18 protein-coding genes are annotated in these 19,912 nt (G+C 61.9%); 15 read left to right on the forward strand and 3 right to left on the reverse strand.

Annotation, left to right across the window (positions count from 1 at the left end; all coding sequences use genetic code 11):
* Positions 1-12: 12 nt before the first annotated feature.
* The 7 genes from OIU37_RS24180 to OIU37_RS24210 are packed head-to-tail and all read left to right on the forward strand — an operon-like array spanning position 13 to position 8,763.
* A complete protein-coding gene (locus tag OIU37_RS24180) occupies positions 13-1,005 on the forward strand; it encodes an ABC transporter permease (protein ID WP_240604701.1) in 993 nt (330 codons plus the stop codon).
* 1 nt (position 1,006) lies between these two features.
* The gene (locus OIU37_RS24185; protein WP_033183272.1) at positions 1,007-2,011 is read left to right on the forward strand and encodes a sugar-binding transcriptional regulator; all 1,005 of its coding nucleotides are present in this window, start codon (positions 1,007-1,009) and stop codon (positions 2,009-2,011) included.
* Complete coding sequence (locus tag OIU37_RS24190; RefSeq protein ID WP_240604700.1) at positions 2,008-3,003, forward strand: aldo/keto reductase; 996 nt, start codon at positions 2,008-2,010, stop codon at positions 3,001-3,003. Before OIU37_RS24185 ends, OIU37_RS24190 begins: the two co-directional genes overlap by 4 nt.
* 12 nt (positions 3,004-3,015) lie before the next feature.
* On the forward strand, positions 3,016-4,764 hold the full coding sequence (locus OIU37_RS24195; protein ID WP_264258845.1) for a glycerol-3-phosphate dehydrogenase/oxidase: 1,749 nt from the start codon (positions 3,016-3,018) through the stop codon (positions 4,762-4,764).
* Complete coding sequence (locus OIU37_RS24200) at positions 4,737-5,579, forward strand: class I fructose-bisphosphate aldolase (protein WP_264258846.1); 843 nt, start codon at positions 4,737-4,739, stop codon at positions 5,577-5,579. Before OIU37_RS24195 ends, OIU37_RS24200 begins: the two co-directional genes overlap by 28 nt.
* 32 nt (positions 5,580-5,611) lie before the next feature.
* On the forward strand, positions 5,612-7,141 hold the full coding sequence (locus OIU37_RS24205; protein ID WP_264258847.1) for an FGGY-family carbohydrate kinase: 1,530 nt from the start codon (positions 5,612-5,614) through the stop codon (positions 7,139-7,141).
* 2 nt (positions 7,142-7,143) lie between these two features.
* Positions 7,144-8,763 carry a GMC family oxidoreductase gene (locus OIU37_RS24210; protein ID WP_206679808.1) on the forward strand — a complete coding sequence of 540 codons (1,620 nt, stop codon included), beginning with the start codon at positions 7,144-7,146 and terminating at the stop codon, positions 8,761-8,763.
* 323 nt (positions 8,764-9,086) lie between these two features.
* Here OIU37_RS24210 and OIU37_RS24215 read toward each other — a convergent pair whose 3' ends face one another.
* From OIU37_RS24215 to OIU37_RS24225, 3 genes are all read right to left on the reverse strand, one after another.
* Entirely contained in the window at positions 9,087-9,290 is a 204-nt protein-coding gene (locus OIU37_RS24215; protein WP_003550088.1) for a cold-shock protein, read from the reverse strand.
* A 112-nt stretch (positions 9,291-9,402) separates the two neighbouring features.
* Positions 9,403-10,023 carry a hypothetical protein gene (locus OIU37_RS24220; protein ID WP_171603834.1) on the reverse strand — a complete coding sequence of 207 codons (621 nt, stop codon included), beginning with the start codon at positions 10,021-10,023 and terminating at the stop codon, positions 9,403-9,405.
* Between the two features lie 141 nt (positions 10,024-10,164).
* A complete protein-coding gene (locus tag OIU37_RS24225; protein ID WP_264258849.1) occupies positions 10,165-11,088 on the reverse strand; it encodes a LysR family transcriptional regulator in 924 nt (307 codons plus the stop codon).
* A gap of 101 nt (positions 11,089-11,189) precedes the next feature.
* Here OIU37_RS24225 and OIU37_RS24230 point away from each other — a divergent pair, with 101 nt between their 5' ends.
* From OIU37_RS24230 to OIU37_RS24265, 8 genes are all read left to right on the forward strand, one after another.
* Positions 11,190-12,215, forward strand: coding sequence for a YeiH family protein (locus tag OIU37_RS24230; RefSeq protein WP_264258850.1), 1,026 nt, complete (start codon positions 11,190-11,192; stop codon positions 12,213-12,215).
* 99 nt (positions 12,216-12,314) lie between these two features.
* Positions 12,315-13,865, forward strand: coding sequence for an acyl CoA:acetate/3-ketoacid CoA transferase (locus OIU37_RS24235; protein ID WP_264258851.1), 1,551 nt, complete (start codon positions 12,315-12,317; stop codon positions 13,863-13,865).
* Entirely contained in the window at positions 13,862-14,668 is an 807-nt protein-coding gene (locus tag OIU37_RS24240; RefSeq protein ID WP_264258852.1) for an SDR family NAD(P)-dependent oxidoreductase, read from the forward strand. The genes OIU37_RS24235 and OIU37_RS24240 overlap by 4 nt, the downstream gene beginning before the upstream one ends.
* Complete coding sequence (locus tag OIU37_RS24245) at positions 14,665-15,516, forward strand: MaoC family dehydratase (RefSeq protein ID WP_264258853.1); 852 nt, start codon at positions 14,665-14,667, stop codon at positions 15,514-15,516. Before OIU37_RS24240 ends, OIU37_RS24245 begins: the two co-directional genes overlap by 4 nt.
* Positions 15,513-16,280: a histidine utilization repressor gene (gene hutC, locus OIU37_RS24250; protein WP_264258854.1), complete on the forward strand. Its 768-nt coding sequence runs from the start codon at positions 15,513-15,515 to the stop codon at positions 16,278-16,280. Before OIU37_RS24245 ends, hutC begins: the two co-directional genes overlap by 4 nt.
* A complete protein-coding gene (gene hutH / locus OIU37_RS24255; protein WP_264258855.1) occupies positions 16,277-17,782 on the forward strand; it encodes a histidine ammonia-lyase in 1,506 nt (501 codons plus the stop codon). Before hutC ends, hutH begins: the two co-directional genes overlap by 4 nt.
* Positions 17,783-17,896: 114 nt before the next feature.
* Positions 17,897-18,784: a glycine betaine ABC transporter substrate-binding protein gene (locus tag OIU37_RS24260; RefSeq protein WP_372353427.1), complete on the forward strand. Its 888-nt coding sequence runs from the start codon at positions 17,897-17,899 to the stop codon at positions 18,782-18,784.
* 118 nt (positions 18,785-18,902) lie between these two features.
* Entirely contained in the window at positions 18,903-19,907 is a 1,005-nt protein-coding gene (locus OIU37_RS24265) for an ornithine cyclodeaminase family protein (RefSeq protein WP_171603843.1), read from the forward strand.
* The last annotated feature ends 5 nt before the right edge of the window (positions 19,908-19,912 follow it).

Raw genomic sequence — 19,912 nt, forward strand, 5'->3', positions numbered from 1 at the left:
GGAGACAGGGTCATGGCGGACACCACATTGGCAACGGCACATCAGGCGCGCGCGCCCGGCTGGAAACGGCTGGGGACGATGCGCGAGGCGGGACTGATCGCGATCATCCTGGCGCTCTGCATCGTCATGAGCTTTGCCTCGCCGCATTTTCTGACGCTCGGCAATTTCCGGGCGATGCTGATGTCGTTTTCGGTGGAAGGGATCGTTGTCGTCGGCATGACCATCCTGTTGATCGTTGGCGGCATCGACCTGTCGGTCGGCTCGGTCGTCTGCTTCTCGATGGTGCTGTCGGGTTCACTGTTCCTGATGGGGCTCGATCCGTGGAGCGCATCCCTGATCGGGATCATGGCCAGCGGCCTGATCGGCTGTGTCATGGGCTTCTTCGTCACGGTCGTCGGGCTCAACCACTTCATCACCTCGCTTGCGGCCATGGTGATCGTGCGTGGTATCTGCCTGATCATCACCAAGGGCACGCCGCTCTCGCTCTTCACCTTGCCGCCCTCGTTCAAGGCGGTCGGGCAGGGCACATTCTACGGCGTCCCCTATGTGATTCTGATTTTTGTCGCGGTCGTCGTGCTGTTCGATTTCCTGCTGCGCCGGGCAACCGCCTTCCGCAAGGTGTTCTACACCGGCAGCAACGAGAAGGCGGCGCTCTATTCCGGTATCAAGACCAACCAGGTGAAGTTCTGGGTGACGGTGCTCTGCGCCACGCTGTCCGGTGTTGCCGGGGTGATCTACATGTCCCGCTTCGGTGCCGCGACCCCGACCTTTGGTGTCGGCATGGAGCTCAACATCATCGCAGCCGCGGTGATCGGCGGTGCGTCGCTGAATGGCGGCTCCGGCACGATCCTCGGGGCAATTCTCGGCATTGCCCTTCTGTCGGTTGTAACAAGCTCGTTGATCTTGCTCGACGTGTCCGTCTATTGGCAAGACATGATCAAAGGCTGCATTCTGCTTGCTGCCGTCTCGATCGACCATTTCCTGCACAAGCGGAAGGCTGCCTGATATGCCGATAGCCAAACTCAAACCCGCAAATGCGCCGCGCGAGGAAATCGTCATCGCCCGGCAGATGCACCAGGCTCTGGTCCTCCATTTCCTCGAGGGACTGACACAGGCGCAGATTGCCGATCAGCTCGGCATCTCGCACGCCACCGTCAACCGCCTGATCAAGCGCGGCCGCCAGCTCGGCCTGGTCGAGATCAAGATCAAGTCGCCGGTCGAGCCGCTGGTCGATATGGAAGAACAGCTACGCGCGCTTGGCGGCATCGGCCGCGCCGTGGTGGTGCCGACAGTGTCCGACAATCCGCAGACAGCACTTCAGGCCGTCGGCGAAGCGGCAGCAAGGTTGTTGCTGGAAGAGATCACCGACGGCGATACGATCTGCATCACCGGCGGCAAAGGGGTGAGCGCCGTCGTCGCCGGTCTGCAGCCGCCGCGTCGGTTCAATGTCGAGGTCATTCCCGCAACCGGCTGCGTGCAGGGTAAACACTATACTGACGTCAACCATGTCTCGACCTTGATGGCCGACCGGCTTGGGGGGCGTTCCTACCAGATCCACGCGCCGCTCTTTGCCGACGATGCCGAGCAGCGCGCGATGCTGATCAACATGCGTTCCGTCGCAGACGTTTTCAAACGGGCGCGCGAGGCGAAGGTGGCGGTGGTCGGCATCGGCTCGATCCTGTCGGACGATTCGAGCTATTACGACCTGCATCCCTCCTCAAGCACCGACCGCGCCGCGATCGAGCGGTCCGGCGCCTCCTGCGAATTGCTGGCGCATCTGCTCGATGATCATGGCCAGGTCTGCGACTACAGCCTCAACCGTTCGCTGGTGTCGCTGACGCTGCCGGAATTCGCCTCGATCCCCACCAAGATCGGTGTGGCGAGCGGGCCGAACAAGGCAGGCCCGATCCTCAGCGTTCTCAGGGGCAATCATCTGGATACGCTGGTGACCGATGAGGCGACGGGGGCACGGGTGCTGGCACTGGCGAATGGCGAAGGAAAATGGGCATGAGCGGACAGCAACTGACACGTGAGATCGGCAAATCGGGCGTTTCCGCCTCGGCGGTCGGACTGGGCACCTGGGCGATCGGCGGCTGGATGTGGGGCGGGACCGACGAGGCCGAATCCATCGCCGCGATCCAGGCATCGCTCGATGCCGGCGTGACGCTGATCGACACGGCGCCGGCCTATGGGCTTGGACGTTCCGAGGAGATCGTCGGCAAGGCGTTGGTTGGGCGCCGCGACAAGGCTGTCATCGCCACCAAATGCGGCCTTGTCTGGCATACGCAGAAGGGCCGCCATTTCTTCGACCAGGACGGCAAGCCTGTCCACCGTTATCTCGGCCGTGATGCGATCCTGCATGAGGTCGAGGAAAGTCTGAGGCGGCTCGGAACCGACTATATCGACCTCTACATCACCCATTGGCAGGACCCGACGACCCCGATCGAGGAAACGATGCGGGCGCTGGAAGACCTGCGCTCATCGGGCAAGATCCGGGCGATCGGCGCAAGCAATGTCAGCCCCGACGACCTCGGTGCCTATATCGTTGCCGGTGGCCTCGATGCGATCCAAGAGCGGTTCAGCATGATCGACCGGGGGATCGAGGCGGAGCTTCTGCCGCTGAGCAAGGCCAACAGCATTGCGATGCTGAGCTACTCGTCGCTGGCGCTGGGATTGCTGTCCGGCACCGTCGGTCCGGACCGGGTGTTTTCCGGCGACGATCAGCGCAAGAGCAATCCGCGCTTTTCAGTCGGCAACCGCCAGAAGGCGACGGCGCTGGCCGACGCCATCCAACCGGTCGCCGAAAAACACGGCGCCAGCATCGCCCAGATCGTGATTGCCTGGACGCTGGCGCAGCCGGGCGTCACCTTTGCACTTTGCGGGGCGCGCAATCCGGCACAAGCGCTCGACAATGCACGGGCCGGGACCATCCGGCTGGATGCGGCCGATCTTGCGGCCATCGATACGGCCATTGCGGCGAAACTGACTGACATGGACAGGTAGCGGATCGCCATCATGAAACGGCAAGAAATATTGGACGGGCTCCGCCAGAGCCCGAAGGTCGACGTCTGTGTCATCGGCGGCGGCATCAACGGCATCAGCGTCTTTCGCGAGCTGTCGCTGCAGGGACTGAACGTGCTGCTCGTCGAGAAACACGACTATTGCTCCGGCGCCAGCTCGGCGCTGTCGCGCATGGTGCATGGCGGGCTTCGCTATCTTGAAAACGGCGAATTCAAGCTGGTGCAGGAATCCCTGGTCGAGCGCGACCGGCTGCTGCGCAACGCGCCGCATTACGTCGCGCCGCTGCCGACGACGGTGCCGGTGTTCGATATATTTTCCGGTCTCGGCAATGGCATCGTCCGCTTTCTCGGCCTCAGCCGCCGCCCGAGCCGGCGTGGCGCCGTCGCCATCAAGGCGGGCCTGAGCATCTATGATTTCCTGACGCGCAAGCGGGCGCTGATGCCGCGCCACCAGTTTCGCGGCCGGCGCAGAACGCTTGCCAAGTGGCCGGCGCTCAATCCCGACATCAAGAGTTCGGCCACCTATTTCGACGCCTGGGTCAGTCACCCGGAGCGGCTGGGCATCGAGCTTCTGCAGGACGGTCTTTCAGCAAAGTTCGGGGCAATGGCGCTGAACTATGCGGAACTGCGGCGGACAGAGGATGGTCAGTACCGCGTCGAAGACCAGATCGGCGGCGCATCCGTTGCCGTCGAACCGGCGCTGATCATCAACGCCACCGGCGGCTGGATCGACATCGCCAATCAGACCCTGCTTTCGCCAGACGCCCGGCCGTCACCACTGATGGGCGGCACCAAGGGCTCGCATCTGATCATCGACAATGCCGACCTGCGCGACGCACTTGCCGATCACATGATTTACTACGAGAACGAGGACGGCCGGATCTGCATCCTCTTTCCCTATCTCGGCAAGGTTCTGGTCGGTTCCACCGATATCCGCGTCGATGATCCGGAAAAGGTGCGCTGCGAGGCGGACGAGCGGGATTATATCCTGCAGTCGCTCGCCTTCGTGCTGCCAGGCATCGCCATCCGGCCGGAGCAAATCGTTTTCCAGTTTTCCGGCGTGCGGCCGCTGCCGGCCAGCACCGACAGTTTTACAGGGCGCATTCCGCGCGATCATTTCTGCACGGTCGTAGAGCCGAAGGATGGTGGTCCACCGGTTCTGTGCATGATCGGCGGCAAGTGGACGACATTCCGGTCCTTCGGGGAACTGGCGGCCGACATGGCTTTGGAACGGCTAGGCAGGCAGCGCCGTGTTGCGACAACCGATCGGCCGATCGGCGGCGGGCAGGCATTTCCTGCCAACGCGCCTGTCTGGCTTGCGCAGGCGGCGGCCAGCAAAGGCCTTTCCATCCGGCGCATGGCTGAGCTGTTTGCCCGATATGGCACGAATGCCGAGGCGGTTGCCGGTTTCATCGCGGCGAGCCCCGATGCCGTGTTGCCGCACGCCGGCTACTCGGTGCGCGAATTGCTGTTCCTGATCCGCTGTGAAGCGGCGGAGCATCTCGACGACCTGCTTTTGCGGCGCACGACGCTGGCCGTTTCGGGCGAGCTTTCGCTCGACATGATGGATGCCGTACTCGACCTGCTGGCGCAGGAAAAGCGTTGGACGCTCACGCATCGCGCCCGTGAGCGCGACCGTTTTCTCACCCTTCTCAACGAACGCCACGGCGTCGACGAAGACATGCTTTCGGCAAGGGACGAACCAAGGAGCATAGAATGCGACACAACAGCAAAGTCCGGATGAACCGGCTGTTCGGCGGCGGCCGCTGCCTCGACGTGGCGATCGATCACGGCGTCTGCAACGAACCGTCCTTCCTCAACGGGCTGGAGGATATTCAGGCCGTCGTCAAGGCCCTGGTTTCTGCCGGGCCGGATGCGATCCAGATGAATTACGGCCAGGCGGACCTGCTGCAGGACGCGCCCGGCAAGCACAAGCCGGCGCTGGTCATGCGCATCGACATGGGCAATCCCTATAACCGGATCCGCCACCGCGACATGTGGGCGGTGCTGCAGAACGAGGCCGAACCGTTGGTCGGCGCGATCGAAATGGATGCAGCCTGCGTCGTTGTCAACCTATTCATGCTGCCGGACGAGCCGGACCTGTTCCGCCAATGCGTTGAGAACATTTCCCGCGTGCGGGCCGATTGCGACAAGTATGGCATGCCGCTGATGATCGAGCCGCTGGTGATGCAGCCGGTCACCGAAAAGGGCGGTTACATGGTCGATGGCGATGCCGACAAGATCGTTACCTTGACGCGGCTCGCCCGCGAGATGGGGGCGGATATCGTCAAGGCGGATCCGACCACCAATGCCGAGGATTTCCACAGAGTGGTGGAAGCAGCCCGTTGCCCGGTTCTGGTGCGCGGCGGCGGCAAGGAAGATCTTCGTGCCGTCTTCGACAAATCCGCAGCATTGATGCGACAGGGCGCAATGGGCATGGTTTATGGGCGCAACATCTATCAGCACACCAATCCGAGTGCCGTGGTGCGCGGGCTGATGGCGATCGTGCACGAGGATGCGAGCGGCGAACAGGCCTTTGCGCTCTACCAGCAGGGCTGAGTAGCGATTTCAAACCTTGGGAGGGGTTCTGCATGGGAAACTATCTTTTGGGGCTCGACGCCGGAAACACCGTCATCAAGGCGGTAATTTTCGACCGGGTGGGCAACGAGATCGCGGCTGCGTCGGAAGAGGGACAAAGCCGCATGCCGAGCCCGGGGCATGTCGAGCGGGGGCTGGACGAACTCTGGACGAATGCACGAGAAGTCATCCGCGCCTGCATCGAAAAGGCAAGGATCAAGCCGGAGGAAATCGCCGCGATCGGTTGCGCCGGGCATGGCAACGGTCTCTATGCGCTTGATCGCGACGGCGCTCCGCTCATCGGCATCCAGTCGCTGGACACGCGGGCGGCCGGGCTGGTCGATGAATGGCGAGAAGCCGGCATTGGTGACCGGACCTATCCGATTGCCCGCCAGCGCCCGTGGCCATCCCAGACGCCGACATTGCTTGCCTGGCTGAGGCGTCACCGGCCGGACCTGTTCAACCGCATCGGTACGGTGTTCTTCTCCAAGGATTTCGTCGTCAACCGCCTGACCGGCCGCCGCGTCAGCGAGGTGTCCGACATGTCGGGGGCGGGTCTGCTCGATCTTGCCGCGCGCCGCTACGACAAGGCGCTGATGGAAGCCTATGGGCTGGGCGATTGCATGGATCTGTTGCCGCCGCTCATCGAAAGCGCCGACATTGCCGGGAGGGTAACGGACGAGGTGGCGACGCAAACCGGGCTCGCCGCCGGTACGCCTGTGGTCGGCGGGCTGTTCGATGTCGTCGCTTCGGCGCTCGGCTCGGGCGTTTCGCGCACCGGCAGCGCCTCGATCATTGCCGGCACCTGGAGCATCAATCAGGTCGTTATCGACAGTCCCGACCTCGAGGGGCCGGTCTTCATGTCCTCGACCTTCGATCGCAGCCGCTACATGGCGATGGAAAACAGCGCCACCTCGGCTGCCAATCTCGAATGGCTGGTGCGGGAGTTCTTCGAAGGTGAGCATGCGGAAGGCGCTTCGCCCTTCGATGCCTGCTGCGCACTGGCCGGGGCGATCGAGCCCGCGGCAGACGACCCGCTCTACCATCCCTATCTCTATGGCGCCCAGCAGGACGGCCACGCACGCGCCGGCTTCTACGGCATTGCCGGCTGGCACACCAAGGGGCATCTCGTTCGCGCGCTTCTCGAAGGCGTCGCCTTCGGTCATCGCCAGCACATCGAGACGATCCGAAAGGCCGGCGCGGTGTTCAACGAGGCCGTGCTCTCCGGCGGCGGCTCGCGCAGCCTGATCTGGCCGCAGATCTTTGCCGATGTGCTCGCCGTACCCGTCACCGTTGCCCGCTCGCGTGAAACCGGTGCCCTGGGAGCGGCGATCGCGGCCGGAACCGGCGTCGGCGTCTTTGCGGACTTCGGCGCTGGTGCTGCGGTCATGGTCCGGACCGAGCGGCATTATCGCCCGGATGTCTCGCTTGAGGCGCATTACGCGCGCCGCTACGCTCTCTATCAGGATATCGCCGAAGCGATGGCACCGCTCTGGCGGCGTCTGACGGCGGTCCCGCCGGCGGTAGCGGGAGGGGCGGCGTGACGATGCGTGTGAATGATGCGGCCATTGATGCGGGAAGCTACGACTTCATCATCGTCGGCGCGGGATCGGCGGGATGCGTTCTGGCCAACCGGCTGTCGGCCGATCCGAAAACCCGCGTCCTGCTGCTCGAAGCCGGCGGCAGCGACCGGTATCATTGGGTGCATGTGCCGATCGGCTATCTCTACTGCATGGGCAATCCACGCACCGATTGGATGATGAGGACGGCCGCGGAAGCCGGACTGAACGGTCGGTCATTGCCCTATCCGCGTGGAAAACTGCTGGGCGGCTGCTCGTCGATCAACGGCATGATCTATATGCGCGGCCAGGCGGCCGATTACGACGGCTGGCGACAGGCGGGTAATTCCGGCTGGGGCTGGGACGACGTGCTGCCCTATTTCCTGAAATCCGAGGACAACTATCGTGGCAAGTCGCGGATGCACGGGGCAGGCGGCGAATGGCGGGTGGAAAAGCAACGGCTTTCCTGGCCGATCCTCGATGCCTTTCGCGATGCGGCCGAGGAACTCGGTATCCCGAAGACCGACGATTTCAACGATGGCGACAATGAGGGCTCGGGCTATTTCGAGGTCAACCAGCGCGGCGGCCTGCGCTGGAATACGACCAAGGCCTTTCTGCGCCCGGCGATGAAGCGGCCCAATCTTCGTGTGCTGACCAGCGCCGAAACCGAGCGGCTGGAATTTGACGGCAGGATGGTGGCCGGGGTGCGGTTCCGGTTGAACGGGCAGAACCATCTGGCTCGCGCCGGTCGCGAGGTCATCCTGTCCGCCGGTGCGATCAATTCGCCGAAAATCCTGGAGCTTTCCGGGGTCGGTCGCTCGGATGTGTTGTCCGCTGCCGGACTGGACGTCGCCCATGAACTTCCCGGTGTCGGCGAAAACCTGCAGGACCATCTGCAAATCCGGACGGTCTTCCGCATCGAGGGCGCAAAGACGCTGAACCAGCTCTATCACAACCTGTTCACCCGGGCGGGCATGGGGCTTGAATATATGCTGCGCCGGTCCGGGCCGCTGTCTATGGCGCCGAGCCAGCTCGGTATCTTTGCCAAGAGCGATCCGGCTGTTGCGACCGCCGATCTCGAATATCACGTGCAGCCCTTGAGCACCGACCGGCTCGGCGAGCCGCTGCACAAATATCCCGCCGTCACCGTTTCCGTCTGCAATCTGCGGCCGGAGAGCCGGGGGACCGTGCATGTTGGTGGCCCGGACTTTTCCGTGGCGCCGGAAATCCGCCCGAATTATCTTTCGACCGTCGGCGACCGGATTGTTGCGGCGAAATCGATCCGGCACGCCCGCCGGCTCATGGAGGCCGGTGCGATCGCCAAGTACCGGCCGCAGGAGATGCTGCCGGGCATGGAATACCGGACTGACGAGGAACTGATCCGTCGCGTCGGCGATATCGCCACAACGATCTTCCATCCGGTCGGTACCTGCAAGATGGGCAGCGACACGATGGCGGTTGTCGATCCGCAATTGCGGGTGCATGGGCTGGCGAAACTGCGGGTAGTCGATGCCTCGATCATGCCGACGATTGTGTCGGGCAACACCAACTCGCCGGTGATCATGATTGCCGAGAAGGCCGCGGAGAGCATTCTATCAGGGGTGTGATGAGATTAGCGCCTCGCATTGTCTAAAGCGAATGCCTGACCATCCTTTGTCAGAGAGAAAATGCTCTGGTTGCCGCCCCTGCGCTGGCATGGGCGTCGTCACATCATATTCGGGATTTCCAAGGCGCGGGCGTTAAACAACACGTCCTCTATCGCCGGCGTTTCGGCTTAAAGCATGTCAGTGTGCAGCGGTTTTGCGACAACGACATGCGTAACACAGCGCGAAGATCGCGACGCGCTTTAGAGTACGAAGGCATTCGCGCCCGCGACTCGTGAGGATGAGCCCAACCCGCTCAACGCAAGCTGGGCCACCTTCCATTTCGATCAGAGGGTCGAGACGTTCTCAGCCTTCGATTTTCCGGTCTTGCGATCCTGTCCAACTTCGAAGCTGACCTTGTCGCCTTCGCGGAGCGATCCGCCGCTCTGCAGCGCAGACACGTGAACAAAAACGTCCTGGCCGCCACCCTCAGGGGTGATGAAGCCGAAGCCCTTGTCGTCATTGAAGAATTTAACGGTACCTGTCGGCATGAGATAACTATTTCCTTGTATCGTTCGACGATTTGCGAAGGCGAAACTATAGCTTCGGGGCTTCTCTATCAACCCTTTAGCACGCCAACGGCTCTTTGACCGCAAAAAGATATCAACTCCGGCGAAGCTCAATGCGGCTCGTAACAACCGATCGACCTGTCGCGGGGTCGGTATCGATGGTTGTGAGACGCATGCCCGATGCCCCGGTTTTTTCGATCGTCATCTGCGCACGTCGATCGCCATTCACTTCTTTCGCCCATTTGATCGCCAGCCTTATGGCATTACCAGCGCGTTTTCCGCCAAGACCGGCGGTACCGCTGCCCGCGCCCACATAGGAGCCGGTGTAGCTGTCACCGCTGGCCTTGAGGTTAGCGCTGATGACACGGGAAAAAACGACGAGACTGGTGCAGCGCCCATTGAGTGCAAGGGAGCTTGCATTCGCGTCCGACTTGAACCGGCAAGTGACTTTCATGGTGGGTGCATTTGTCCGCACTTTCACCGTACCCTTACCGCTCCAATTTCCCGCCAGTGTTTTGAGGAAGGCGGATTCGTCGGCGTGGGCAGCGCCGGCCATGAGCATTGACGCCGTCGCAGTGGCGATGGCGCAGGCAAGGATCTTCATCATCTGAGTAACTTTCGGGCCGCTTAACATCCGCATCATAACGCTCGGCTGATCGAGGAGAGGGGTGTCATATAACCGCTCGGCGATCATTTCGTTCCGTATGGGAGGCATCGATTGGGCTCGCAGCAACCACTATCTCGCGAAAAGACCTTCGCCGGGGCCTTCGCGGGCTCGTCCGCACGGCAGCCTGAAATCAAAAACACCCCCAGTCGCCTCGGCCTCAAACCGAGACAACCTCCTGAAAGCTCACATCTAGAGCGCCCAGTCCTCCCCATTTTTGACTTCGGCAGCTTTATCCTCGCGGCAAATCGTTTCCAGCGCCAATGAGGCACGACTGGAGTGCCTTTGCTTATGCCGCAGGATTGCAAATTGACGGGACGGTAGAGGAAAGCGCACCTTCACCAGCAGACCTTGCGTCAAGAGCGGCGCGGCCACGGCACCTGAGACGACCGTTGCGCAGAGGCCTTCTCTTGCTGCCGATATGACCGCCTCGTTCGACGGCAGCTCAAGCGCGACAGCCAGATCTCCGGGAGCTATGCCGAGATTGGAAATCGCCGCCTCGAAAGCCGACCGGGTTCCGGACCCTTTTTCTCGCATGACCCATTTCGTGCCTGAAACCAGGTCCGTCGGTGCAATTGGTTTGCCACGCGCCCAGGGATGGCGCGGACCGACGACGACAAGGAGTTCGTCCTCGGCAAGCGGCTGAACATCCAGCGCCGGCTCATCAACGCTGCCTTCGACGAACCCGACTTCGGCCAATCCATCGAGAACCGCTTTTGCCGCCGTGGTCGTGTTGCCGATCATCAGCTTCAGGTCGATGCCCGGATAGCGGATCTTGAAGCGCATCAGCATCGCCGGCAGCCAATAACTTGCGATCGTCTGGCTTGCAAAAACCACCAGTTCACCCTTTTGCAGGCCGCCGAGATCGGACAAGACCAGCGCTGCGGCTTTTGCGCGCGCGAGTGTGGCTCTTGCCTCCCCCAGAAACACCCGCCCCTCATATGTCAGCTCTATGCGGCGTCCGACACGGTGAAAGAGCTCGACGCCATAGGAGGCCTCGAGATTGCGGATGGCCGAACTGACGGCCGATGGCGTGAGGCCGATTGCCGCGGCGGCGTTGGTCAGGTGCTCGCGTTCCGCAACCGCGACGAAAATGGAGAGCTGTTCGAAGGTCATGATGCAATCGTTCGATTTTATCGAATGAACTATATTAAACTATTCAATGGAAGTCGACAATTGAGTGTGGGACAGTACAGTCCTTCTGCAAGGTCTTGCCGATGCTCGTTTCCGTCTCACGTTCCCCGTCGCTTCCTGCCGTCCTGCCGGGGCTCGTCCTTTGTGCGGCAGTCACGCTCCTTGCGCAGCTGGTTGAGCAGTTGCAACTGATGATTTTCGGCGCGCACTGGATCGAGAGCTTCGTGCTGGCCATTCTGATCGGTATTGCCGTGCGCTCCTCGGTCCGTCTGCCGCAGACTTTTAGTCCTGGCATTCACTTCGCCGCCAAGACGCTTCTCGAGATTGCCGTCGTGTTGCTGGGCGCCTCGCTCAGCACGGCCGCCATCCGGCAGGCCGGATTGCCGCTTGTCGGCGGAATTGCCGTTCTGGTTGCTCTGTCCTTGGCCGGCAGCTTTGTTATCGGGCGGCTCTTCGGGCTGTCGACCAGCCTGGCGACCTTGGTTGCTTGCGGCAACTCGATCTGCGGCAATTCTGCGATTGCCGCGGCAGCGCCGGTGATCGGCGCCAAACCGGAAGATATCGCCGCCTCGATAGCCTTTACCGCGCTGCTCGGCGTTGGTGCGGTACTGACGCTACCGCTTCTGCATCTGCTGCTGGGTCTTAGCGCTGTACAGTACGGCGTTTTCGCAGGACTGACAGCCTATGCCGTCCCGCAGGTCTTGGCGGCCACGGCCTCCGCCGGAGCCGTCAGCACCCAGGTGGGCACGCTCGTCAAGCTGATCCGCGTGATGATGCTCGGGCCTGTCATTCTTGTGCTCGGTGCGGTTCATGGTCGCCGTCCCGGCGGCTTCGCAGTCAATCTCCGCCATGTTCTGCCATGGTTCATCCTCGGTTTTGCAGCCATGGCGACGCTTCGCTCCTTTGACGCGATCCCGGCGCCGCTGCTGACCGGGATGTCGGCTGTCTCCGCCGCTTTCACCGTCACCGCCATGGCCGCGTTAGGCCTCTCCGTCGATGTCAGGTCCATCGCCCATACCGGCGGCCGGGTCCTTGCAGCGGCGGCGCTGTCGCTGCTGGCTCTGGCGGCTCTTGGGCTATGTCTGATTGGGCTGCTTCACATCGGCTGATCGAAGTGATTGCCCAAAATACCGGCAAAGATTCCGGTTGCCTTCCAAACGATCGGCGGCTAGCCTGTATATACAGGTCGAGTGAAAGCAAAGATCGTCATGCGGGTCATCTCTTCACAGCAAGCTGCGGATCTCCTCGAAGACGGGATGACTGTGGCTGCTTCGGGTTTTGGAGGATGCTGCCATCCCGAAGCCATCACGGCTGCGGTCGAGGAGCGTTTCCTTGCCTCCGGAAAACCCCGCAATCTGACGCTCCTGTTTGCTGCCAGCACCGGCGATCGTCAGACGCGCGGCATGGGGCATTTTGGCTATGAAGGCCTCGTCGCCTGCGTGATCGCCGGGGGATGGCGGGGAACGCCGCGCCTTGGCAGGCTGGCGATCGAGGAAAAGATCGAAGCGCATTGCTGGCCGCAAGGCGTCATCGCCCAGCTCTATCGAGCGATTGCCGCCGGTCAGCCCGGGGTGGTCACTCATATCGGGCTCGGCTCTTTCATGGATCCGCTGCATGGCGGCGGCCGCATGAATGCGACGACGCCGCGTGCGCTTGTCGAGCGTGTGTCGTTGCGCGGCAAGGAATGGCTGCTTTATCCCTCCATGCCGCTCGACTGCGTGCTTTTGCGCGGAACGACGGCCGACGAAGACGGCAACATCACCCTCGAGGACGAGGCCTTCCCGCTCGACGTGCTCGCCATGGCGCAGGCAGGCCGAAATTCCGGCGGTATCGTCATCGTCCAGGTCAAGCGGATTGCCGAGCGCGGCTCGCTACCGCCGGGCGATGTTCGCATCCCGGCGGCGCTAGTCGATTATGTCGTCGTCTGCGATGATCCGGCTCAGCACGGCGTCAGTTTCGCCGAGACGGACAATATCGCCTATACCGGGCGCGTCCGGATGGCGGTGAGCCGCCTGCAGCCGGCACCGCTGTCGGCCGATAAGATTATTCAGCGCCGTGCCTTCCTGGAGCTGGCGCCGCTCAATCGTCCGACGATCAACCTCGGCATCGGCATTGCGGCCGGGATCGGCCGTATCGCTAGCGAAGAGGGATTCGACGATTATACGGTGACGATCGAATCCGGCGTCATCGGCGGCGTGCCGGCCGAGGAGCTGTCCTTTGGCGCCGCCGTCAATCCGACCGCCATCGTCCCACAGGCTTCGCAGTTCGATTTTTACGACGGCGGCGGCCTCGATATCGCCTTTCTCGGCATGGCCGAGGTGGATCGGCATGGGGCGGTCAATGTCAGCCGCTTCAACAATTCCATCGTCGGGGTCGGCGGCTTCACCAATATTTCGCAGACGGCGGGGCGTGTCGTCTATCTCGGTGCATTTTCGGCCGGCGGCGCGGAAATTGTGGTTGCCGACGGCAGGCTTGACATCATCCGGGACGGCAGAGTTTGCAAGATCGTCGATCATGTCGACCAGATCAGTTCGAGCCCCGCCTTTGCGCCGGAGGGGCAATCACAGCTCGTCGTTACCGAGCGGGCTGTCTTTCGGGTGATCGACGGATGCTTGACGCTGATTGAGTTTGCCCCCGGCATCGATCTTGCCGCCCATGTTCTCGACCGCCTGCCGAAGGGCGTCGCAGTGTCGGACCAGTTGAAGCAGATGGATGCGCGCCTGTTTTCGACCCACGCCATGAAGGACTTTGCCCCATGAAAATCGAGGGAGCCGTCATCATCGTCACGGGCTCGGCAACGGGCGTCGGGGCCGCATGCGTGAAGCAGTTCGCCGAGGGTGGTGCCCGCGTGGTCATCAACTACAGCCGCAGCAAGAAAGAGGCCGATGAGACCGGCGATATCTGCCGCAGCCTGGGCGCGGACGTCGAGATCGTCCAGGCCGATGTTGCCGATGACGCAGCTTGCCGCCGAATGGTCGCGACTGCCGTCAATCGATGGGGGCGGCTCGACGCCTTGGTGAACAATGCTGCAATGACGGTCAAATCCGATCCTTTCGATCTGGAGACGCTGTCGGCCGAAGATTTCCAGAGTGTTTTCGGTGTCAACGTCATCGGCGCCTATCAGATGTGCCGGGCGGCGGTGCCTGCCATGCGTGACAGCGGCGGCGGTGCGATCGTCAATGTCTCATCCAATGTTGCCTTTACCGGCGGCGGCAGCTCGCTTGCCTATACGGCATCCAAGGGCGCGCTGAATGCGCTGACCTTGGCCTTGGCGCGCACCTGCGGCCCCGATATCCGCGTGAACGCGGTTTGCCCCGGCATCATCGATACGCGCTGGATGCGCGACACGCTCGGGCCGGATGCCTATGGAGCCATTGCCAAGCGATTTTCGGAAACCGCGCCGCTCGGCCGGGTCGCCACCCCGGAAGACGTTGCCGGCGCCATTGTCTGGCTTGTTCAGGGGGCTGACTTCGTCACCGGTGAATTGCTTTCCGTCGATGGCGGCATTCGCCTGTCCGGTGGCGTTCGCAAACCCGTGGTATCCGGCGGAGCCGCATCGTGACGCTGTCGGCCCAATCCATCCTCGACTTCCCGGTGCCGCAAGCAACGCATGTGGTCACCGCAAGGGATGCCATCCTCTACGCCCTGTCGGTTGGCTACGGCACCAACCCGCTCGACGAAAACGCGTTGAACTACGTCTATGAACGCGATCTCGTGACCGCGCCGACCCTTGCCAATATCGTGGCGCATCCGGGGCCATGGATGAAGGACACAGGCGTCGACTGGGCGCGTCTGGTGCATTCCGAACATCGCCTGACGATCCATCGGCCGGTCCCCCTCGATGTGCCGCTCATCTCCCGCTCGCGCGTCCTGTCGGTGGTCGACCGCGGCGTTGAGAAAGGAATGTTCGTCAGCTTCGAGCGCTTGATCGCAACCGTGGACGGTGATGAGCCGATCGCGACCATCGTTCAGACCAATGCGTGCCGCGGCGACGGTGGATGCGGCTCGGCGGGATCTGCGCCCGAACCGTTGCCGATAGTCCCGGACAGAGAGCCGGACCTTGAATTCAATATCGACATCCCTGATAACGCCGCACTGCTCTATCGCCTGAACGGCGATCTCAATCCGCTGCATGTCGATCCGCAGGCAGCCGGCAGGAGCGGCTTTGACCGGCCGATCCTGCATGGGCTCTGCAGCTTCGGTTATGCGGGCAACGCCATTGTCGCTGCCATCGATCCAAGCATGACCGTCGGCTTGAGCGCGATCGCGGCGCGTTTCAGCGCGCCGATCTTTCCCGGCGAAACGATCACCGTGCAGATGTGGCGGAACGATGCCGAGATCCGCTTCCGCGGCCTCGTTGCTTCTCGCGGCGCGACCATCCTCGACAATGGCATGGCGAGGTTGTCATGACGAAAGCGGTCAAACCGGCCGCCGGCGAGGCGCGCCATTATATCAGGATCAAGGAGCAGATCCTGGCCGAGATCGCCGAGGGCAAGCTGCGGCCGGGAGACCGGGTATCCTCCGAAAGCGAATTGGTGGCGGCATTCGGCGTCAGCCGCATGACGGCGAACCGGGCGCTGCGGGAATTGATGTTCGAAGGTGTCCTCAAGCGATCCGCCGGGATCGGAACCTTCGTGTCGCCAAAACACCTCGATGTGGATCTGCTTCAAATCCGCAACATAGCCGACGAAATACTGGAGCGCGGTCACACGCATCAGGCGGCGGTCGTCAAGGCCGGCTTGATGCAGGCCGATGCCAACGTCGCTGACGCGCTCGAACTGACCCTCGGCGCTGAGGTGATGCATTCGCTGATCGTGCACATGGAAAACGACCAGCCCATTCAGGTCGAGGAGCGCTACGTCAATCCGCTGGTCGCGCCCGACTATCTATCGACCGATTTTCACAGCATGACGCCAAACGAATATCTGACGAAGGTGGCGCCGATAACGGCGTTCGAACATATCGTCCAGGCCGTCAAACCGGACACGGCGATCCGCAAATATCTAGGCCTGAAGAACGATCATCCTTGTTTGCGCGTCTTTCGACGGACCTGGTCGGGCGAGGCCGTCGTCACATGTGCGCTGTTATACTATCCCGGCGCGCAATATCGGCTGGAAGCACGATCCACCAAGGGTCCCTCCAAACCCGTCGCCATTCTCGGAGAGAAACAGTGAGCGCCACCAATTCTCCATCGATCATCTTCAGCTCGGCGCCGCCCACGATCGAGGACATCGCAGCAATTGCCCGTCGTCACGCCAGGATCGAGATCTCCGCCGAGGTCGATGCCCGGATTGTGGCCGCGCGCGCCGTCGTCGATCGCTATACGGAAAAGGATCTGCCGGTCTATGGCTTGACGACGGGACTTGGGGCAGGGGTCGATACACGACTTGCGACGGAAGATCTGGTGGCGTTCCAGATGCGTGTGCCGCAAGCCCGCGCGGTCGGCGTCGGAGAACCGCTTGCCCGGGAATCCGTGCGGGCGATGATGGCCGTCAGGGCCGCCGGCATGGCGGCGGGCGGTTCCGGCGTTTCGCTGAAAGTCTTCCAGGGTCTGATTGCCGCCATCAATGCAGGTATTCATCCTGTCGTCCCATCATTGGGCTCGATCGGTGCGGCGGATTTGGCTCCGCTTGCCCATATGACCCGCGGCCTTCTCGGCTTCGGCGACATCGAGCTTGACGGCGAAGTGCTGCCGGCCGCCGTCGCCCTTGAAAGGGCCGGCTTGAAGCCCCTCGAATTCGCGCCAAAGGACGGGCATGCGCTTGTTGTGGCCAACAGCCTCTCCATCGGCCTCGCCTGCTTGACGCTTGTAGATATCGAGCGGCTGTTCGATTGGTCCCTGAAGGCGATTGCCGTTAATTTCGAAGCATTCCGGGCTAATGTCAGTGCCTTCGACGACCGCGCTCTGGCTGCAAGACCGGCCTTTGGGCAGCGCCGCGTCGCGGCTCAACTGATGGAGCTTCTTTCGGGCAGCTCCTTGCTTGCCGCCGATGCAGCAAGGCGTCTCCAGGATCCTTTGAGCTACCGCTGCACACCGCAGGTCTGGGGCGCGTTGAGGCATGCGATCGATGAGGCAAGGCAGGCGACTGAGATTGAGCTCGTCAGTTCCAGCGACAATCCTGTTGTGATCGCATCCGAAGGCGTCATTCTTTCACACGGCAATTTTGACATGACCGCGTTTGTGCTCGCCTGGGAAAGGCTGGGGCAGGCGATGGCACATTGTGCGGCAGGCACCGCCTATCGGATCATGAAGATCATGTCGCCTGCTATGTCCGACCTGCCACGCTTTCTGACCCCGATGGGCCAGAGCCGTACCGGTTTTGCGACCGTGCAAAAGACCGTCTCTGCCATGGAGGCCGAAATCCGCCATCTGGCCATGCCGGTTTCGCTTTCGCCCATTCCTGTCGCCGATGGCGTCGAAGACCAGGCATCGATGGCTCCGAGTGTTTTGGCAAAGGCGCAGGCGATCGTCGAGCGCCTGCGCTATCTGGTCGCCATCGAACTGATCGCATCGGTACAGGCCGTCGAACTCAGAGGCGTCTCGGGCGAATTGGGCAAGGGATCGGCGCAAGCCTATGCTTTCGTGCGCACCCACGTCCCGGCGCTTGAAGAGGATCGCGCGCAAGGGCCGGATTTTGCGACGATTGCCGCATTGATCGGGCTCGGCCCGCAATAAGCCGGTTCGCCACTGCCCCGGCAAGAAGGGCAGGGCGCCGACCGGTCATGCCGACGGTTATTCCGGGGAATGCCGTCGGTTCGTTCATTGAAAAGTCAACAAGAGGGAATGACTATGAAAAATTGGACAAAAGGCATCTTTGCAGCCGGCATCATGGCAGCCGCCATGTTCCAGTCTGCATCCGCAGAGACCATCAAGGTCGGCAGCAAGAATTTCACCGAGCAGTTCATCCTCGCCGAAATGTATGCCGCCGTTCTGGAAAATGCCGGCTTGACCGTCGAGCGCAAGATCAACCTCGGTGGCACGCTGATTGCGCACCAGGCATTGGTGGCGGGTGAGATCGATCTCTATCCGGAATATACCGGCACGGCGCTGGCGTCCGTCGTCAAGGGCGAGATGTCGACCGATGCCGACAAGGTCTACACCCAGGTCAAGGACTTCTATGCCAAGCAGTTCAACCTCACATGGCTGAAGCCGAGCGGCATCAACAACGGCTATGTCATCGTTGTCCGCCAGGAAACGGCGCAGGCCAATAATCTGAAGACGCTGTCGGACCTCGCCAAGGTTTCCAAGACCCTGGTCTTCGGCGGCGGCGCTGAATTTCCCGACCGCGCCGATGGCTTGCCCGGCCTTAAGCGTGTCTATGACGCCGAGTTCAAGGAGTTCAAGCAGTTTGCCAAGCTTGGCCTTCGTTATGACGCGCTGGAACAAAAGGACATCGACGTCGCCAATGGCGCCGCGACCGACTGGCAGATCGGCTCGAAGAACCTCGTGCCGCTGGCAGACGACAAGGGTCTGTTTCCGCCCTACTACGTGGCCCCTGTTGTCCGCCAGGACGTGCTGAAGGCCAATCCGAAGGTTGCCGAACTGCTGGAAGCGGTCGGCTCCCATCTCGACAATGAGAAGATGCGTGTCCTCAATGCCAAGGTCGAGACCGATCACGAGGAAGCCAAGGACGTGGCGGTCGAGTTCCTCAAGGAAAACGGCCTGCTGCCGAAATGATTGTCACGCCCGCGGCCGGATATCGATCTGGCCGCGACCTGGCGTGGCGATCTTCTTACGGTGTTTGTTCGAAAATCCGTCCGCTCAGCAGCCGGACAGGAATGCGGAGAAGTGGGAAATGCAGGAAATCTGGATCGATTATCTCAATGCCCTCGATGCCAAGGCACTGGCGCTGACGAATGACGAGATTCTCGATGCGGTGTCGAAAGCGCTGGATGCGCAGGGCAGGGGCGAAACCGTCATCGAGCCGCGTGTTCATCTTGTGCCGGAGAGCTCCGACAAAGGCCATTTCAACGTGCTTCGCGGCTATGTCAAAGCGCTGAATTATGCCGGCGTCAAAGTCGTCGGTGACTTCGTCGACAACTACAAGGTCGATCTGCCCTCGGAGCTTGCGGTCCTCAACCTGTTCGATCCGAACACCGGCGTACCGAAGGCCATCATCGACGCGACTGCCATCACCGACATGCGCACCGGCGCCGTGACTGCTCTTGGCGCAAAATATCTCGCCCGCAAGGACAGCAAGGTGCTCGGCCATATCGGTGCCCGCGGAACCTCTTACTGGAATGTCCGGCTTCTCGACCATCTCTTCGACTTCGAGGAAATCCGCGTGCATTCGCGCCGGCCGGAAAGTCGTGATGCCTTCGCCAAGCGTCTTGAGGCGGATCTCGGTAAGAAGATCGTCGTCACCGACAATTGGGAGGATTGCCTCAAGGGTGCCGACATCATGGTCGAGGCCAGCCGCCTGCCGGAACCGGCGCCGCTGTTCAAGACTGAATGGGTGAAGAAGGGTGCCTTCGTCGTGCCCTATGGCACGATGAGCGCGCTCGAATTCGATCTCACCGACATCATGGACAAGGTCGTCGTCGATGATTGGGGACAATGCGGCCCTGGCAAGCCTTTCGGAGCGCTTCGCCGTCACGTCGACGAGGGCAAGGTGACGGCCGAGAACTTGCATGCCGAAATCGGCCAGATCGTCTGCGGCAGGAAATCCGGCCGCGAGAGCGACGAGGAAACGATCCTGTTCTGGCATCGCGGCCTCAGCACGACCGACGTGGCGCTCGGCGCCGCCATGGTCGACAAGGCAAGAGAGATGAACATCGGCCAGCGGCTGCGGTTCGCATAATTGCC

The sequence above is a fragment of the Rhizobium sp. BT-226 genome (genome assembly GCF_025847085.2).
Taxonomy (GTDB): domain Bacteria; phylum Pseudomonadota; class Alphaproteobacteria; order Rhizobiales; family Rhizobiaceae; genus Rhizobium; species Rhizobium sophorae.

Bases quoted from the DNA above. Each gene is read 5' to 3' on its own strand.
- OIU37_RS24180 (WP_240604701.1), top strand. From the start codon at position 13: ATGGCGGACACCACATTGGCAACGGCACATCAGGCGCGCGCGCCCGGC.
- OIU37_RS24185 (WP_033183272.1), top strand. From the start codon at position 1,007: ATGCCGATAGCCAAACTCAAACCCGCAAATGCGCCGCGCGAGGAAATC.
- OIU37_RS24190 (WP_240604700.1), top strand. From the start codon at position 2,008: ATGAGCGGACAGCAACTGACACGTGAGATCGGCAAATCGGGCGTTTCC.
- OIU37_RS24195 (WP_264258845.1), top strand. From the start codon at position 3,016: ATGAAACGGCAAGAAATATTGGACGGGCTCCGCCAGAGCCCGAAGGTC.
- OIU37_RS24200 (WP_264258846.1), top strand. From the start codon at position 4,737: ATGCGACACAACAGCAAAGTCCGGATGAACCGGCTGTTCGGCGGCGGC.
- OIU37_RS24205 (WP_264258847.1), top strand. From the start codon at position 5,612: ATGGGAAACTATCTTTTGGGGCTCGACGCCGGAAACACCGTCATCAAG.
- OIU37_RS24210 (WP_206679808.1), top strand. From the start codon at position 7,144: ATGCGTGTGAATGATGCGGCCATTGATGCGGGAAGCTACGACTTCATC.
- OIU37_RS24215 (WP_003550088.1), bottom strand. From the start codon at position 9,290: ATGCCGACAGGTACCGTTAAATTCTTCAATGACGACAAGGGCTTCGGC.
- OIU37_RS24220 (WP_171603834.1), bottom strand. From the start codon at position 10,023: ATGCCTCCCATACGGAACGAAATGATCGCCGAGCGGTTATATGACACC.
- OIU37_RS24225 (WP_264258849.1), bottom strand. From the start codon at position 11,088: ATGACCTTCGAACAGCTCTCCATTTTCGTCGCGGTTGCGGAACGCGAG.
- OIU37_RS24230 (WP_264258850.1), top strand. From the start codon at position 11,190: ATGCTCGTTTCCGTCTCACGTTCCCCGTCGCTTCCTGCCGTCCTGCCG.
- OIU37_RS24235 (WP_264258851.1), top strand. From the start codon at position 12,315: ATGCGGGTCATCTCTTCACAGCAAGCTGCGGATCTCCTCGAAGACGGG.
- OIU37_RS24240 (WP_264258852.1), top strand. From the start codon at position 13,862: ATGAAAATCGAGGGAGCCGTCATCATCGTCACGGGCTCGGCAACGGGC.
- hutC (WP_264258854.1), top strand. From the start codon at position 15,513: ATGACGAAAGCGGTCAAACCGGCCGCCGGCGAGGCGCGCCATTATATC.
- OIU37_RS24260 (WP_372353427.1), top strand. From the start codon at position 17,897: ATGAAAAATTGGACAAAAGGCATCTTTGCAGCCGGCATCATGGCAGCC.
- OIU37_RS24265 (WP_171603843.1), top strand. From the start codon at position 18,903: ATGCAGGAAATCTGGATCGATTATCTCAATGCCCTCGATGCCAAGGCA.